Here is a 16,248-nt window from a genome sequence, read left to right as displayed (position 1 = left end):
CGTGCATACGACGAGGATCCGAAGTCGTCGGCCCTCGCCCTTCATTCCAACCCAGAGGATTGCGCTATGACGAGCTCGACATGCCTTTCTCCCAACCGGTTTCGGCCGATCCGCTCTGCACTCGGTCTCGCCGCCGGTCTCGCCTTTGCCGCCGCGATCACACCTGCCGCGGCCGATACGCCCTGGTTCCCGATGAAGGTTTACGACGCCTCGTCAGGAACGCCCAAGCCCGCCGAGTACACGCCGCTCCCCAAGGCCGAGAAGCCGTACAAGCTCTGTGTGCTCTTTCCGCACATGAAGGACAGTTTTTGGGTCGCGGTCGCCTACGGCATCGTGAAGCAGGCCGAGGCCATGAACGTCAACATGAACCTCTACGAAGCCGGCGGCTACGAGAACCTGCCCAAGCAGCTCTCGCAATTCGATGATTGCATGGCGAGCGGACCGGATGCCATCATCGTCGGAGCCATTTCCGGCGCCGGCCTCAGCAAGAAGTTCGAAGAAGCCAAGGCCAAAGGCGTCCCGGTCGTCGGCGTCACCAATCCGCTGCCGCCAAATGCCTTGCCAGCCGCCAACTACGTCGACTTCGTCGCCATGGGAGAAGTGACCGGCGAAGGCCTGCTGGCGCAGACCAAGCCGGCCGACAAGCTCAACATCGTGACATTCCCCGGTCCGGCCGGCTCGGGCTGGGCAGAGTCGTTCAACGAAGGCTTCAAGAAGGCCGTCGCCAAGAACCCGAACGCCAAGATTCTCGCCGAGAAGTTCGGCGACTCCGGCGTTGCGGTACAACTCCAGCTCATCCAGGACGCGCTGCAGGCCTATCCCGGCATGAACGTGATCTGGGGCACCGCGCCAACGGCCGAGGCCGCGATCGGCGCCGTGGCCGAAGCCGGCAGAAACAACCTGAAGATCGTGTCGTCCTACGAAAACCAGGCCATGCTCGACGCGCTGAACCGTGGCGACATTCTCGCCTTCGCGACCCAGTATCCGGTCGGAGAGGGCGCCATCGCGATCGACCAGGCAGTGCGTCTCATCGAGAAGAAGCCGGTGATGAGCCTTGTTCAACCGATCGCCGCCGTGATCGACAAAACAACCGTGCCGAAATTGCAGATGGACCTGGTATTGGCGCCGTCGAGCTGGACCCCGGTCTACTCGGTCAAGGCCAAGTAGGCCCGCCAACGATCCCCGAGGCGGGACACAACCTCTCCCGCCTCTCGCCCCACGCTTGCGGAGCTATAGATGGATGTCGACGTCGCCCCGAAGCCGGCCGAGCCTCTGCTTCAATTGCGGGGCATCTCGAAGCATTTCACGGGCGTCCAGGCGCTGGACCGGATCGATCTCGGCGTCCGTGCCGGCGAATTGCACGTCCTGTTCGGCGAAAACGGCGCCGGCAAATCGACCCTGATCAATGTCGTCTCGGGGACATTCCCGCCGGACGAAGGCAGCTTCCATTTCGAGGGTGAAGAGATCCGCCATCTGACGCCCCAACGGGCACGGGCGATCGGCATCAGCCCGGTTTTTCAGGAATTTTCGCTCGTCCCAAGCCTCACCGTGGAAGAAAACCTGTTCCTCGGTCGCGAGATCACGACCGGCGGCGTGCTGCGGGCGCGCGAAATGCGCAAGCGCGCGCAGGCGCTCATCGACGAGCTTGGATTCGACCTCGATCCGTCGCGACGCGTCGACGATCTCTCCCGTGCGCACCAGCAGATGGCGGAGATCGCCAAGGCACTGCTCGGCAAGGTTCGCCTGCTGATCCTCGACGAGCCGACTGCGTCCCTCACCGAACGCGAGACCGGGCGGCTGTTCGAGTTGATCGCCAGGCTGAAGAGCCGGGGTGTCGGGCTGATCTATGTCTCACACCGCATGCGCGAGATCCGCACGCTGGCCGACCGCGTGACCGTGCTACGCGACGGCCGCCACGTCCGCACCCTCGATGCTGCGTCCTCGACCGACGGCGAACTGGTGGAATTGATGACCGGGCGCAAGATTGATCTGCTGTATCCGACCATCACGCACAAGCCGGGCAAGGTGATAGTCGACGTCGAAAACCTGACGCTCGCCGACGGCAGCGTTCGCGACGTCAACTTCTACGGCCGGGCCGGCGAGATTACCGGCATCGCCGGCCTTGTCGGCTGCGGCAAGTCGGAGCTGATCCGCGCCATCTACGGCATCGAGCCGGCAACATCCGGCGCGATCCGGATCGACGGCGCGCCCTATGAATTTCCCGCCGCCAGACGCAGCCTGAAGCGCGGCATCGCCTATTTCCCCGCCAACCGGACGGCGGAGGGCCTCGCACTGTCCCGACCCATCCGCGAGAATGCTTCGATGACAGTGCTCGACCTGCCCGCCTTCGCCCGTTTCGGCGTGCTGCGGCAGGCCGCGGAGCGCGCAAAGATCGGCGGCATCATGGCCCAGTTGCAGCTCAGACCGCCCAATATCGAACGCGCCGCCGGTGCGCTGTCCGGCGGCAACCGGCAGAAAGTGATGCTCGCTCGCGCGCTAACGCGCGAGCTCACCGTATTCCTGTTTGACGAGCCGAGCGTCGGCATCGACGTCGGCGCCAAGCTCGAAGTCTACGAATTCATGAAGAGCCTGGTCGAAGCCGGCGCCGCGGTGATCGTGGTGTCGTCGGAATTGCCGGAGGCGCTGGCTCTGTCGAACCGCCTCTATGTGATGCATCACGGCCGCATCGTCGCCGAACTGACGGGGGCCGACAGGACCGAGCAGAACGTGCTTTCGAGCTTCTTCCGGGATCATCTCACGGCGGAGGTTGCATGAGCACCGCGCTGACCGCAGCGGAACCGCGCGGCACGATCGGCCTCCGAGCGATCGCCGGCCGGATCGGGTTTCTGCCGGGACTGCTGCTGCTGCTCGTCGCCGGCATGTCGGCGGTTGATCCGCAGTTCTACGGCATCATCAACATCCTCAACATTCTGCGCAACGCGTCCCTGCTCGCGATCGTTGCTTGCGGTCAGGCGCTGGTCATCGTCGCGGGCGGCTTCGATCTTTCGGTCGGCGCCGTTGTCGCCCTCGCGAGCGTCGTGACCGCCAAGACGATGGCAGCGACCGCTGCCGCGTTTCCCGGCAACGTCGTCCTTGTCATTGCAAGCGGAGTCGCAGCCGGGCTTGGCTGCGGGGTCGTGGTCGGACTCGTCAACGGCTTCTGCGTGGCAAAGCTGAAAGTCTCCGGCTTCGTGGTGACGCTGGGCACGATGTCGGCGACCGCGGGCGTCGGCCTCATGATCACCAACGGCATCCCCGTCTATGGCATGCCCGATATCTTCGTGAAGAGTTTCGGGCGCGCGCAGGCGTTTGGCCTGCCGACCGCCGTCCATGTCGCGCTGATCGTGATCATCCTGATGGTGTTCGCGCAGCGCCGCACCCTGTTCGGCCGCTACGTCTACGCGATCGGCGGCAACGTCGACGCGGCCGTGGTGTCTGGCGTGTCGATCCAGCGGCACATCGTGGGCACCTATGTCGTATCGAGCGTGCTCGCGGCGCTGACCGGCATCCTGCTGACCGCGCAGGTTGGCTCCGGCCAGGCAAGCTTTGGCGGCGACCGGATGATGCTCCAATCGATCGCCGCGGCCGTCATCGGTGGCGTCAGCCTGCGCGGCGGCGTCGGCCGGGTCGAGCTCGTCGCGATCAGCGCGCTGTTCCTGACCATCCTGGGCAATGCTCTCAACCTTCTGCACGTCGACTCCCGGCTTCAGCCGGTGTTCCTCGGCGTGATCATGGTGGCAGCCGTGGCGCTGGACGAACTTATCCGGCGAAGGAGGGGCCGTGTCTGACCTCGAGCTATCCGTCATGGCCAAGGACACGGACCGCGCCAAGCCGCTGTCAGACCGCTGCGTCTGGAATGCGGTGCTCCCTGCTGCGCTGGTGGTGCTACTGTTCGGCTTTGCCGCATTCGACCGTAGCGTGCTCTCGTCGGCCAACCTGCTCAATATCGCGCAGCAGACCAGCTATCTCGCCTTGTTCGCGATGGCCCAGACCGTGGTCATCCTGACGCGCGGCTTCGACCTCGCGCTTGGTCCGACGGTGTCGATGGTGAGCGTCGGCACTGCGCTCGCTATGGCCGGCGCCGCGGCGACGGGACACGAGACCGGCGTGGTGCTGCTTGCCGGGCTCAGTGCAGGCTTCGGCCTCGGCATTGCCTGCGGCCTCTTCAACGGCGTGGTCATCGCACTGCTCGGCGTCAATCCTTTTGTCGCGACGCTCGGCAGCTACAACATCGCAATCGGGATTGCGACCACACTGTCTTCCGGACGGCCGGTGCAAGGCGTCCCCAAAATCTTCTCGGAGCTATTCTACGGTGGCAGCCTCTTCGGCGTGCCGGCAGCTATCGTCATCACCGTCGCCGTCGGCATCGTGCTCCACCTGATCCTGTCACGCACCGTATTCGGGCGATCGCTCTACATCCTCGGCACCAATTCGCGCGCAGCCGCCGTCGCAGGTCTGCCGGTGAAGCGCATCCTGGTTGCGACCTATGTGCTGTGCTCGGCTCTTGCCGCGCTCGGAGCGATCATGATGACGGCGCGCACCGGCTCGGGCGAGCCGAATCTCGGCGGCGCGCTGTCGCTCCAGGCGATTGCCGGCGCCGTGGTCGGCGGAACGAGCCTCGCAGGTGGACGCGGCGGAGTCGGCACTGCCGTGCTCGGCGCGCTGTTCATCACGATCCTGTCCAACGGCATGAATCTCACGCGCATCGACGGATACGTCCAGATGGTCGTGCTCGGTGCGATCGTCATTATCGGCGTGCTGCTCGATCGCCTGCGGTTGGAGCGCAGCAGCCAATGATTCCCGGTCCTCAAATGCGAAATGCCCCGGTCGAGACGCGCAATGCGACGACATCGATCCATGTCGCACCTTCGCTTGCGAGCGCGCTCGATGCGCTCGCCGAATACGGCGCGGCCGGAGCCGCCTTTGCCGGCGGCACGTGGATCATGAGATCGCCAGTCCGGCACGAGCCGTTGAGAGCGCACTATGTTGCGATCGGGAGAATCCCCGAACTCGGATCGATCCGGATCGGTCCCAATGCGGTCGAGATCGGCGCAGCGGTGACGCATGCGGCACTCGCGGCCGCGTTGTCCGATCTCCCAGAATTCAACGTCCTCGTGGCCGCCGCCGCTCGCTCCGCAAACCCGGCGATCCGCGAGATGGCAACGATCGGCGGTAACCTCGCGACGTCGGACTTCGCCGCGGCCGATTGCGTACCGGCCCTGCTCTGCCTTGATGCGGAGGTCGAAATCTCGAGCCGCGACGGTTGCGAACGGATGAAGCTGGAGCGCTTCCTCGAGATCCGATCGACATTGGCTCCCGGCCGGCTCGTCACGCAAATCATCGTGCCGCGTGGCGAGCACAAGACTGCTCACGCCCGCCTGCCCTTGCGCAAAGCCGGCGACTATCCGGTCGCCATCGTCAGCCTTTCGATCAGCGTCGACGGGACGGGCCGCGTAAGGACCGCACGGATCGCCGTCGGCTCGGTCGAGCCGGTGGCGCGCCGATGGGAGCGGCTCGATGCCGCCCTGATCGGGCGCCCGCTCGACCCCGCGCACGCGGCGCGGGTTGCGGCGGAGCTGGCGGGCGAATTCGCGGGCCGCGACAGCGTGGACGCGCCAGCCTGGTATCGGGTCAGCGTGCTGCCGGGTCTCGTTCGGCGCGCGGTCGCCGCCGCGCTTGGCGCCTAGCTTATCGGAGATGCATATGGCTCTCAGCCTGACCGTTAATGGTGATCACCTTGCCTCCACCGCCGATCCAACCACCCCGCTCGTCGATATCCTGCGCGAGGAACTGCATCTGACCGGCGCAAAACCGGTCTGTCGCGAGGGCTTTTGCGGTGCCTGCATGGTCCTCATCGACGGCACACCGAGGCCATCGTGCCTCACTCCGGCCGCACTTGCCGATGGCTGCGAGATCCGCACGGTCGAAGGGCTTGCAACACAGGGCCAGTTGAACCGCATCCAGGCCGCGCTCGACACCAGCGATGCCGTCCAGTGCGGCATGTGCTTTCCCGGCATGGTGGTCAGCCTGACGCATCTCCTGGCGACCACGCCCGACGCCGTGCGCGAGGACATCCGCGCGGCGCTGACCGGCAATATCTGCCGCTGCACCGGCTATGAACGCATCATCGATGCGACGCTGCTCGCGTTGGCGACGAAATAACCGGGAGACGCTGATATGTCCGACGTTGCCGCGACAATGGACCTGCGCCGACGCGACGCCGCCGACAAGCTGCGTGGACGCACGCGCTATACCATGGATCGCTATCTGCCGGGCATGCTGCACGCCGCGGTGCTGCGCGCGAGCGTGCCGTCGGGCCGGATCGTCCGTCTCGACATATCCCCGGCCGCTCGCCTGCCCGGCGTGCGTGCCATCGTGACCGCGGCGGACGCGCCCGGCATGACGGGAATCGGCATCGCCGACCATCCCCTCTTCGCGCGCGACGTCATCCGCTATGACGGCGAGCCGATCGCCGCAGTTGCAGCCAACACACTGGCGCAAGCGCAAGCGGCTCTCGCTGCGATCGAAGTCGAGATCGAACCGCTACCTGCCGCGCTCACGATGGCGGATGCGCTGGCGCCCGAAGCGCCCCTGGTCCATCCCAACTGGCGCGACTACGAAGTCCTGCTCGAAGGCGGAGCACGCGAAGGCAATGTCGCCTGGGAGGCCACCGTCGTCCGCGGCGATGTCGATGCCGCCTTCGCCCGGCCAGATGTCGAGATCGTCGAAAGCTCCTTCCGCGTCGGCCGCCAGAACCACGTCGCCTTCGAGCCCCGAGCGGTGGTCGCAAGCTACGAGGACGGTCGTTTCCACATCGAGACATCGACGCAGGTGCCGTGGGGCATCCGCAACGCCACCGCGCGTCTCCTGGGCGTGCCGCCATCGCAGGTTCGCGTCACGGTGCCGCCGGTCGGCGGCGGCTTCGGCCTCAAATTCGATCTCGCGATCGAGCCCTTTGCCGCCCTCCTCGCCCGCGCCAGCGGTCGTCCGGTCCGGCTCGTGAATTCGCGCGAGGAGGAGATGCTCACCTGCCTGTTCCGCGAAAATGCCGATATCCGGATTCGCTCCGCGGTGACGCACGAGGGCGAAATCGTCGGCCGCGAAGCGGTCGTGCTGATGGATTGCGGCGCCTATGGCGGCGAGCAGATTTTTCTGACCACCATGACCGCACACACGCTCGGCGGAAACTACAGGCTCGGCAGCGTGCGCCTGGTCTCCCGCGCGGTCTACACCAACACCGCGCCAAACGGCGCCTTCCGCTGCTGCAACGGCGTCTACAACACCTTCGCGCTGGAGCGCCATACCGACGAGATCGCGGCCAGGATCGGCATGGATCCGCTCGCTTTCCGCCGCCTAAACGTGCTCGGCGACGGCGATCTCGGTGCCACCGGCCAGGTGTTCGAGGCCGACGTGCTCCGCCCGATGCTCGATCGCATGGACACGCTGCGCGACTCCGCCGCTCCGCCGCCCGCACTTCGCGACGGCCGGCTCTATGGACGCGCGACCACGGTCGGCACCTGGTTCGTTTTCGTTGGTCCGTCGGCCGCGACCGTGAATATGAACGCCGACGGCACGGCGACCCTGGTGACATCCGGCGTCGAGATCGGATCCGGCTCGATGGTGCAGAGCCTCCCGCAGATCGTCGCGAGCACGCTTGGCATCCCCCCCGAAACCGTCATCGTGCGCGCAGCCGATACAGACGCGGCCGGCTACGACGTCGGCGTCGGCGGCGGCCGCACCACGGTCTCGCTCGGCGCGGCAAGTCTTTCGGCGGCGCAGGAAGTTCGCACGAAGCTCCTGAAAGTTGCTTCAGAGATGATCGAAGCCGCGCCCGAGGACCTCGTCATGCGGCACGGGCGGATTGAGATCGCCGGTGCGCCGGGCTCGGGCCGTACCGTCGCGGAGGTCGCGACCTATGCCCAGGCGAGGAATGGCCCGGTCTCCGGGACGGGCGCCTTCACGGGTGCAGGGGTGCCGGCAATGCCCGGATGCGTCGCCGGCCATTTCATCGATGCGATCGACATCCCCGTGTTCGCCGTCCATGACTGCGAGGTCGCGGTCGATCCGGAGACCGGACATGTCGAGGTGTTGAACTACCGTGTGGTTCAGGACGTCGGCCGCGCACTGAACCCGCGCGCGATCCACGGCCAGATCCAGGGCGGTGTCGTGCAAGGGCTCGGCTATGCCTTGCATGAGGAAGTCACCATCGGCAGCAACGGTCGGGTCTGCCAAAGCGGTTTCGAAACCTATCGCGTGCCACTGGCGCTCGATGTCGTGCCCGTCGAGATCAGCCTCTACGAGGGCGCGCCTTCGATGGGACCGCTCGGCACCAAGGGTGCCGGCGAGGTGCCAATTCTAAACGTCGGAGCAGCCATCGCATGCGCGGTTGCAAACGCGACGGGAAAGCGCATCCAGGAGCTGCCATTGACGCCGCCGCGCGTCCTTGAACTTCTGCTCGATCGGAAGCCGGACCTCGCTCTTCCCCACATTGCCGAAGCATGGGCAGACAATCTAGTGCGCCCTCACAAAGCTGCCCAGGGCAACATGTAGGCCCGCAACTGGACCAGAGAAGATCGGGAGCTCTCCAATGTGATGATGAGCTATGTCGGCCACGAGCCAGGAGCTATCCGAACTAGGCCGTTTTGCCGCCAAGTCCCGCCATCGTCGCAAAGCCGCGAGCGACAAGCCATCCGGGCTCACGTTGAAAGAATGCCTTAGCCGCCCGCACCGACGTAACAACGGCTGCGGCCCGCATTGACCTGCCCAAGCGCAGCATTTATTCGCGGCCAGAGGTCCTGTATAATGCTTCCCAGGAGGGATCGCGATGAAGGCTTTCATCCTTGCCTGTGTTGCGACGATCGTATTCACGGCAGCTGGAGTTGCCGTGCTCGACAGCGTCCAGCAACCCGTCGCAGAAGCCTTTGCGACGACGGGCGTACGTCTATAGGCAACGCTCCGTCAGCTCTATTCGGCTGCGGACGCAGCTTGGCGGGGCCGCGGCTGGGAATCGTTCGGGCTGCTCCCTGCCAACTCCTGGTCGAGCCACAGGCTATGGTGCTCGCGCGCCCAGTTGACATCCACTTCACCTGATCCCATCGCCTCGAAAGCCCCCTCCATCCCGATTGTGCCGATGTAGATGTGAGCGAGCATCGCGGCGATAAACAGCACGGCCACGACGGCGTGAATGATCTGGGCAATCTGCATGCCCTCGATTCCCGTCAGGTAGAATGGGAACATGAGCTGATACCCGGTCGCAGCAACGAGGCCACCGCCGATCACGACGATCCAGTAGATCCCCTTTTGACCCGCGTTGAAACGGCGAGCCGGCGGATGATCGTGACCGAACAGGCCGCCTCCGCGCTTGACCCACTCCAGATCCACCTTGTTGGGGATGTTGCCGCCGATCCACATCAGAAAGATCAGCACGACGCCAATCGTGAACGGAAAGCTCAGGTAGTTGTGCGCGAATTTCGCCCATTGCGACCATTCCGAGAAGGCGTCAAATCCCATCAGCGGAAGCAGCAATGGCCGTCCGAACGTGATGTTCAGTCCCGAGATCGCCAGGACAATGAAGCAGGTCGCGGTCATCCAGTGCGCGAAGCGTTCAAAGGCGTTGAACCGCACGATGGTGCGGCCGGATCGTCCGCTTTCGAGGCGAACCATGCCGCGTGTCAAATAGAAGATCACCAGCACCGCCAGCATGCCCAGGATAGCAACGGCGCCGATCCACAGCAGCGCAACGTTGCGGAATTCACGCCACTCGCGGCCGGCAGGTTGCATCAGCACGCTGGAGCGCTGGTCGGGGATGCTGACGCGTCCCTGGATCCGGTCCATCTCCTGGAGCAACTGGCGCTCGTTGACCGAGCTCGCCGTCGGATTGACCTGCTGGGCCGGCGACGGTACCGGAGCTGCCATGATCAGCAGAAGCAACGCCCACGCGCCGATGGCTGGTCGAATGAACCTTGCAAATGAGGACATGCACGCCTCCTCGGCATGAGTGCCGCGTCGCCCGCGGCCTGCTTCAGGACTCGATCGTCTCGCGATAGGCGGTCTTCCAGCCCCACGCGCCTGAGCCATAGCCGCGCTTCAACACGCGCTCCTTGTAGATCTGGGCGATGATCTCGCCGTCACCGGCGAGCAGAGATTTGGTCGAGCACATCTCGGCGCACAGCGGCAGCTTGCCCTCGGCCAGGCGGTTCGCACCGTATTTTTCGTATTCCTCCTTGCTGCCATCGGCCTCGGGGCCGCCGGCGCAATAGGTGCATTTGTCCATTTTCCCGCGCGAGCCGAAATTGCCGACCTTCGGATATTGCGGAGCGCCGAACGGACAGGCGTAGAAACAGTAGCCGCAGCCGATGCAGAGGTCCTTGGAGTGCAGGACCACGCCATCGGCGGTGGTATAGAAACAGTTCACCGGGCACACTGCCGCGCACGGCGCATCCGTGCAGTGCATGCAGGCCATCGAGACCGATCGCTCGCCCGGCTTGCCATCGGCGATGGTGACGACCCTGCGGCGGTTGATCCCCCAGGGAACCTCGTGCTCGTTCTTGCAGGCCGTGACGCAGGCGTTGCACTCGATGCAACGGTCGGCGTCGCAGAGAAACTTCATACGTGCCATCGTCGTTGCTCCTATGCCGCCGCGATCTGGCAGAGAGTGACCTTGGTCTCCTGCATGTTCGTCGCGGGATCGTATCCGTAAGTGGTGATCGTGTTGGCGCTTTCACCGAGCACGATCGGATCGGTGCCCTTCGGGTAGTTGGCGCGGAGATCCTTGCCCGCAAGCCAACCGCCAAAGTGGAAGGGCATCCAGGCAACGCCCTTGCCGACGCGCTCGGTGACGAGCGCCTTCATCCTTGCCCGAGAATTGTTCTCGGCACCCGTGACCCAGACCCAGCCGCCATCCTTGACGCCGCGCTCGGCGGCGTCGGCAGGATTGATCTCGATGAACATGTCCTGCTGCAATTCGGCGAGCCACGGGTTGGTCCGGGTCTCCTCGCCGCCGCCCTCATATTCGACCAGGCGGCCGGAAGACAGGATGAGCGGGAGCTGTTTTGCAATTCCCTTTTCCACCGCCGCCTTCTGCACGGAGAAGCCGATATTGGGCATCCGGAACTGCTTGGCGTCGGGCAGCGTCGGGTATTTGGCGACGAGATCGACGCGCGGCGTGTAGATCGGCTCGCGGTGAACCGGGATGGGATCGGGCAAGCCGAAGGCATTCATGCGCGCCTTGCCGTTGCCATAGGGAACGCAGCCATGCGCCAGCGCGACGCGCTGGATGCCGCCCGACAGGTCGAGCGCCCACGACACCGCGTCCGGAGTGGCTGGATTGACCTTGTTGATCACGGCCATTTCCGCTTCGGTGAGATCGGTATCCCAGCCGAGCTTCTTCAAGCTCGCGAGCGTGAACTCCGGATACCCGTCCTGGATGCCCGACCCCAGCGAATACGAGCCATCCGCGAGCAGGCTCACCTTGCGCGTCGTGCCGTCCGGCAGCTTCTCCTCGCGCTCGACGCCGAACCGCGGCCGGAACGTGCCGCCGCCATCCATCACGTGCAGATTGGTATTGTAGAGCAGCGGCGTTCCGGGATGCTTGACCTCCGGTGATCCCCAGCATGGCCATGGCAGACCGTAATAGTCGCCGCCGACCTCGGGATCGTCCTTCGGCGCGCGCATCGTCAGCATGTCGAACTTGGCCTGGTTCTTCAAATGCGCCTTGAGGCGCTCGGGCGATTGCCCGCAATAGCCGGTCGACCAGCTGCCGCGGTTCATCTCGCGCAGCACGTCCTCCGCTTCGGGCAGATTGTTCTCGACCTTGATGTTCTTGAACATCTGGTCGGCGAAACCGCACTTCTTCGCCAATCGATAGATGATCTCGAGATCATCCTTCGACTCGAACACCGGCTTCACGATCTGCTCGCCCCATTGCAGCGAGCGGTTGGAGGCGACGCGCGAGCCCTTGCACTCGAATTGCGTGGCGACCGGCAGGATGTAGACGCCATCCTTGCGCCCCGCTTCGACTGCGAGCGAGGCCCAGGTCGTCGGATGCGGGTCGGCGATGACGAGCAGATCGAGTGCCTTCAGGCCGTTGAGGGATTCAGGAATACGGGTGATGCTGTTGGAGGCGTGTCCCTGCACGAACACCGCCTTCACATTGTCCTTCTGCGCGACCTGATCCTTCGGCAGCGTCACCGCTTCGAACCAGCGGGTCAGCGGGATGCCCGGCGTCTCCATGATCTGCTTGGAATCGAAGCGCGACTTCAGGACATCATAGTCGACCTCCCAAACCCGCGACCAATGCTTCCAGGCGCCTTCGGCGAGGCCGTAGTAGAACGGCAGCGTGACGATATCGAGCCCGACATCGGTCGCGCCCTGCACGTTGTCGTGGCCGCGGAAGATGTTGGCTCCCATGCCCTCTCCGCCGACATTGCCGGTCATCAGCAGCAGGATGCAGCTGGCGCGCACGTTGGCGGTGCCGACCGTCTTCTGGGTCTGGCCCATGGCCCAGATCAGCGTGGCCGGCTTCTCGGTGGCGAACATCTTGGCGACGCGCTTGAGCTGCTCGCCGGGGATGCCGGTGACTCGCTCGACTTCTTCCGGAGTCCACTTCTCGACCTCCTTCTTGAGGTCGTCAAAACCGTAGACGCGTTGCCGGATGAACTCCTTGTCCTCCCAGCCGTTCTGGAGGATGTGCCACATCATGCCGTAGAGTATGGGAATGTCGGTGCCCGGCCGCATCCGCACATATTCCGTCGCGTGCGCAGCGGTACGGGTCAGACGCGGGTCGATGACGACGAAGTTGGCCTTTTGCAGTTCCTTTCCCTCGAGCAGGTGCTGCAGCGAGACCGGATGCGCCTCGGCCGGATTGCCGCCCAGGATGACCTGCGTCTTCGCATTGCGGATATCGTTGTAGCTGTTGGTCATCGCGCCGTAGCCCCAGGTGTTGGCGACGCCGGTGACGGTGGTCGAATGGCAGATGCGGGCCTGGTGATCGGTGTTGTTGGTTCCCCAGAATGCGCCGAGCTTGCGAAACAGGTAGGCGCCTTCGTTGGTCATCTTGGCCGAGCCGAGCCAATAGACGGAGTCGGGGCCCGACTTCTCGCGCACCGCCTGAAGCTTGTCTCCAATCTCGTTGATCGCGGTATCCCAGGAGACGCGGGTCCACTGGCCACCCACCAGCTTCATCGGATAGCGCAACCGCCGCTCGCTATGCACGAGTTCACGCACGGAGGCGCCCTTGGCGCAATGCGAACCGCGATTGATCGGCGACTCCCAACTCGGCTCCTGGCCGATCCATACCCCGTTCAAGACCTCGGCCGTGACCGTGCACCCGACCGAGCAATGCGTACAGATGCTCTTGCGGACGGTCGCACCTGCGGTGAGCGGACCGGCCATCGCCGCTTCCGCCTTGCGCACACCGCCAACCGGCAGCGTGCCGAGCACGGCGAGCGCGCCGCCGGCAAGTCCGGATTTGCGCAGGAAGCTGCGGCGGTCGAGACTGCCGGCCTGCCCCGCAAGGGACTCGGCAGCGGAACCATGGCGCAGGGAACGCAGGTTTGTTCGCTTGATCAGCACGGTCAACCTCCCTTGGCCGGATAACGATTGACGCGATAGAAGGCCTTGACGTGATCGGTTTCCTTGTAGCGCGCCTTGCGCTTGTCGTCGGTGGTTTCGCTATCAGCCTGCGCGGACCCGACCAGCGGTGTCGCGAGCGTCGCGCCGGCGCCCACCGTGCCGACGCCCACCTTGCGCAGGAAATCGCGACGTCCGACTGTGGTTTTCCTGTCTTCACTCATCGCATCTCTCCTGGACCTGCCGGTGCAGGTCAGTTGGCGAACGTGAATGCTTCCGTCTCGATCTCGATAAAGGCACGACCGAGCGCGCCGACCGCACGATAGAAGACGGCACTCTCCGCGCGCTCGATGTCGGCGAACAGCCGCCCCATCCAGAGCCCGACATGTTTGTCAAAGAATGCGCGCTGCGCCTCGAACGACGCCGGGAAACGGCCTGCCGCGAAGCCCGCCATGATCTCGCACAGGATGGCGGCGTGATCTTCCGGCTCCGAATTGTTCGCGGCGCGCTCGATCCCAAGCGCGGCGAGGTCGGCCCGCAGGCGCGACAGCGGCCGCTCGTTGAGAAATCCCGTCAGGTAGTAGGAGGCATAGGGCAAGAGCTCGCCGCGGCCGAGACCGACGAACAGATCGAAATATTCGCGTTCGACCTTCGCTGCGACTGCATTGGCGGCGGCCGCGGCCAGCTCAGAATGCGCACGCCCGAGAGGCGTCGCATCACCGCTCAATGCGGTCAGTTGATCGAGCAACTTTCTCGACGGTGCTGCGGACAACAGCGCCGCGAGCAGCAGATATTCCTGCGCACGTGCCGCATCGACGGGATCAATCGACTGTTCGGACAGAAGCGGCTCGCTGTACAGATCAGGCCGCAAGGCGTTGCGCGATACGCCGGTGGCCGCTTCGACTGCAACCACCCGTTGTGCGGGCACCTTGCTCCAGTTCGAAACGGAAGGCTGGCTGATACCGATTTTCCGCGCGAGCTGGGCAACGCCGCCGACAGCGTCAATGGCTCGCTCGAGGCCATCATCCCGCACGTGGACCTCCATCCAAGTCCCAGGTGCTTGATTTTGCTTTTGTTACAAAGCGCTAGGCGAAGAGTAATCCCGGTTCCGCGGGGGGTCAATCGCCTCCCATAGTCCGAGGCTATGGCCTTTCGTCGGGGGAGCCCTTAGCGGGGCAGCGCGCCGCCATGCGTGCGGCGCGGAAGCGACAGCTGTTCGCTTTCAGTGCGTTCAACGAGAGTTGGTTGCGTCGCAGCAAGAACAGGTACGGGCGCGGTGCGCGCGGCTTCCTCGGCGGCGACCTCAACGCTTGAACTCTCGACCTGGCGCAATTCTCGCGCAGAATCCGAGACTTCAACCGGAGCTTCGGACAGCAACTCGGCCGACTTGTTGATGCCGCCGACGATTCTGTCCACGAACGCGGCCAGTTCTGCTTCCGAACAATCCAGCGGGCCAAAGCCCGGCATCGCGGTCGGATCGTTGAAGTCCCACGCGCTTTCGGCAAGTCCCACGAAGTCGCGAATGGCGGGATCGGCGCTCCAGGCGCGACGAAGCGCCGCACGCGTCAGCTCCTGCGGAATCCCTTTGCGCAGGAATGCCTTGATGTCGGTTGCTGATGTGATCAAGTCGATCGAAGGCAGGCTCGAGAGGTCCACTTCGTCGTCGTTCTTGGCGGGCGGCGACGCCGACTGCATGTCGTCGTGCATTGCCGGATCCGGTTGCGTCGCCTTCGCCTTTGCCTCCTGCTTGCGACGGGACCAGCGCGCCAGGAACTTGTCCTCGCCCAACTTATCCTCGCTCATTCGCGTTCGCCTTCATGCTGTCGGCGCGCCAGCGCCTCCGGATCGGCCTGCCGCCGCTTGCGTTTGAAGAACTCCCGTTCGACGTGGTGCTCGGCAACGAAGCTTTCAATCTGCTCACGCAGCACTTCCGGCATGGGGACGGCCTCGACCAGATTGGCACCGGCCTCCGTGAACGCCTCGCCTTCCGCGGGATCGGCGGTGGCGGCAGCCACCGAATAGGGCCAGACGCCTTCCGCAGGCGACAACACGGTCCAGATGCTCGGACGACCCGAAGCGAGATTGTCGCGATAGCGCGCCGTCTCGGAACTGTAGAGATCGACCATCGCGCTGCCGGCATAGAACAGCGTCCCGCCGTGCTCTGCACGGAGCACTGTCCAGGCCTTTGTGTCCGGCTCGTCCGGCAGCACGGCGACAGCGCGCCAGACGAAGTCGGCCCACGGCGAGTCCGCCTTGTGCCGCTCGACCACGATGCCGACGGGAATGCGCACAAGCGGCAGCGCAGCCGGACTCATGTCACCCTCTCCAGGTGTTTGATCGGCAGCCCCGTTAGCAAATTCTGCGGCTTCATCCGGAGCTTCTGATCGGAATTCATCGCCAGAATGAGATAGACCGGCTCGCCCTGCATCTCGTCTGCGGCCGCATTCGTGTCCGCAAACGTCAAGCGGAACAATGAAAGCACACGGCCGGCGCTGCGGTCGTCGAGTTGCTCGCCATGCCAGAGACGGTCGCCAAGCCTAGTCGCATCGGCGTCGAGCCCAACATACCAGATGAGCCGCGCATCACGCAATTCGCGCAGCGGCTCGATGCCGACGTCGATCCCGAGCAGATGGGAGATCCAGCGCGTCATCGCCTGCGCCAACGCCCTCGGCCCCCGCC

The 16,248-nt window shown here is 64.7% G+C and carries 16 protein-coding genes; 8 read left to right on the top strand and 8 right to left on the bottom strand.

The annotated features are described in order from the left end of the window. Positions 1-66 precede the first annotated feature (66 nt). From torT to GPL20_RS39975, 8 genes are all read left to right on the top strand, one after another. Positions 67-1,167, top strand: a complete 1,101-nt coding sequence (torT, locus tag GPL20_RS21300; RefSeq protein ID WP_157331465.1) for a TMAO reductase system periplasmic protein TorT — start codon at positions 67-69, stop codon at positions 1,165-1,167. A gap of 69 nt (positions 1,168-1,236) precedes the next feature. Further along, positions 1,237-2,775, top strand: coding sequence for a sugar ABC transporter ATP-binding protein (locus tag GPL20_RS21295; protein ID WP_157331464.1), 1,539 nt, complete (start codon positions 1,237-1,239; stop codon positions 2,773-2,775). Then, entirely contained in the window at positions 2,772-3,788 is a 1,017-nt protein-coding gene (locus tag GPL20_RS21290; RefSeq protein WP_157331463.1) for an ABC transporter permease, read from the top strand. The genes GPL20_RS21295 and GPL20_RS21290 overlap by 4 nt, the downstream gene beginning before the upstream one ends. After that, complete coding sequence (locus GPL20_RS21285; RefSeq protein ID WP_254125558.1) at positions 3,781-4,797, top strand: ABC transporter permease; 1,017 nt, start codon at positions 3,781-3,783, stop codon at positions 4,795-4,797. Before GPL20_RS21290 ends, GPL20_RS21285 begins: the two co-directional genes overlap by 8 nt. A gap of 14 nt (positions 4,798-4,811) precedes the next feature. Beyond that, positions 4,812-5,687, top strand: a complete 876-nt coding sequence (locus tag GPL20_RS21280) for an FAD binding domain-containing protein (RefSeq protein WP_157331462.1) — start codon at positions 4,812-4,814, stop codon at positions 5,685-5,687. A gap of 16 nt (positions 5,688-5,703) precedes the next feature. After that, positions 5,704-6,162, top strand: a complete 459-nt coding sequence (locus GPL20_RS21275) for a (2Fe-2S)-binding protein (protein ID WP_157331461.1) — start codon at positions 5,704-5,706, stop codon at positions 6,160-6,162. Positions 6,163-6,177: 15 nt separating this feature from the next. Then, on the top strand, positions 6,178-8,550 hold the full coding sequence (locus GPL20_RS21270; RefSeq protein ID WP_157331460.1) for a xanthine dehydrogenase family protein molybdopterin-binding subunit: 2,373 nt from the start codon (positions 6,178-6,180) through the stop codon (positions 8,548-8,550). A 274-nt stretch (positions 8,551-8,824) separates the two neighbouring features. After that, positions 8,825-8,947 (top strand): hypothetical protein, encoded by a 123-nt coding sequence (locus tag GPL20_RS39975; protein WP_256557425.1) that lies wholly within the window; start codon positions 8,825-8,827, stop codon positions 8,945-8,947. 17 nt (positions 8,948-8,964) lie between these two features. On the opposite strand, the gene GPL20_RS21265 is transcribed toward GPL20_RS39975, so the two are convergent. From GPL20_RS21265 to GPL20_RS21230, 8 genes are all read right to left on the bottom strand, one after another. Further along, entirely contained in the window at positions 8,965-9,978 is a 1,014-nt protein-coding gene (locus tag GPL20_RS21265) for a formate dehydrogenase subunit gamma (RefSeq protein WP_157331459.1), read from the bottom strand. A gap of 43 nt (positions 9,979-10,021) precedes the next feature. Further along, on the bottom strand, positions 10,022-10,618 hold the full coding sequence (gene fdh3B, locus GPL20_RS21260; protein ID WP_011088224.1) for a formate dehydrogenase FDH3 subunit beta: 597 nt from the start codon (positions 10,616-10,618) through the stop codon (positions 10,022-10,024). Positions 10,619-10,629: 11 nt separating this feature from the next. Then, the gene (locus GPL20_RS21255; protein WP_254125560.1) at positions 10,630-13,572 is read right to left on the bottom strand and encodes a formate dehydrogenase subunit alpha; all 2,943 of its coding nucleotides are present in this window, start codon (positions 13,570-13,572) and stop codon (positions 10,630-10,632) included. 2 nt (positions 13,573-13,574) lie between these two features. Further along, positions 13,575-13,793 carry a twin-arginine translocation signal domain-containing protein gene (locus tag GPL20_RS21250; RefSeq protein WP_157331457.1) on the bottom strand — a complete coding sequence of 73 codons (219 nt, stop codon included), beginning with the start codon at positions 13,791-13,793 and terminating at the stop codon, positions 13,575-13,577. A 29-nt stretch (positions 13,794-13,822) separates the two neighbouring features. Continuing rightward, positions 13,823-14,602, bottom strand: coding sequence for a Cro/CI family transcriptional regulator (locus GPL20_RS21245; protein ID WP_254125562.1), 780 nt, complete (start codon positions 14,600-14,602; stop codon positions 13,823-13,825). Between the two features lie 134 nt (positions 14,603-14,736). Next, positions 14,737-15,357, bottom strand: coding sequence for a DUF3306 domain-containing protein (locus GPL20_RS21240; protein WP_157331559.1), 621 nt, complete (start codon positions 15,355-15,357; stop codon positions 14,737-14,739). Positions 15,358-15,368: 11 nt separating this feature from the next. Then, a complete protein-coding gene (locus GPL20_RS21235; RefSeq protein ID WP_157331455.1) occupies positions 15,369-15,884 on the bottom strand; it encodes a DUF3305 domain-containing protein in 516 nt (171 codons plus the stop codon). Next, positions 15,881-16,248, bottom strand: a 368-nt coding sequence (locus GPL20_RS21230) for a DUF6352 family protein (protein WP_246250781.1), incomplete at its 5' end; no start/stop codon positions are given. The genes GPL20_RS21235 and GPL20_RS21230, both read right to left, overlap by 4 nt.

Source organism: Bradyrhizobium cajani, from assembly GCF_009759665.1.
In the GTDB taxonomy this organism is placed as follows: Bacteria; Pseudomonadota; Alphaproteobacteria; order Rhizobiales; family Xanthobacteraceae; genus Bradyrhizobium; species Bradyrhizobium cajani.
Note: the sequence above shows the minus strand (reverse complement) of the source record. Positions and strands in the feature narration are given on the sequence as shown.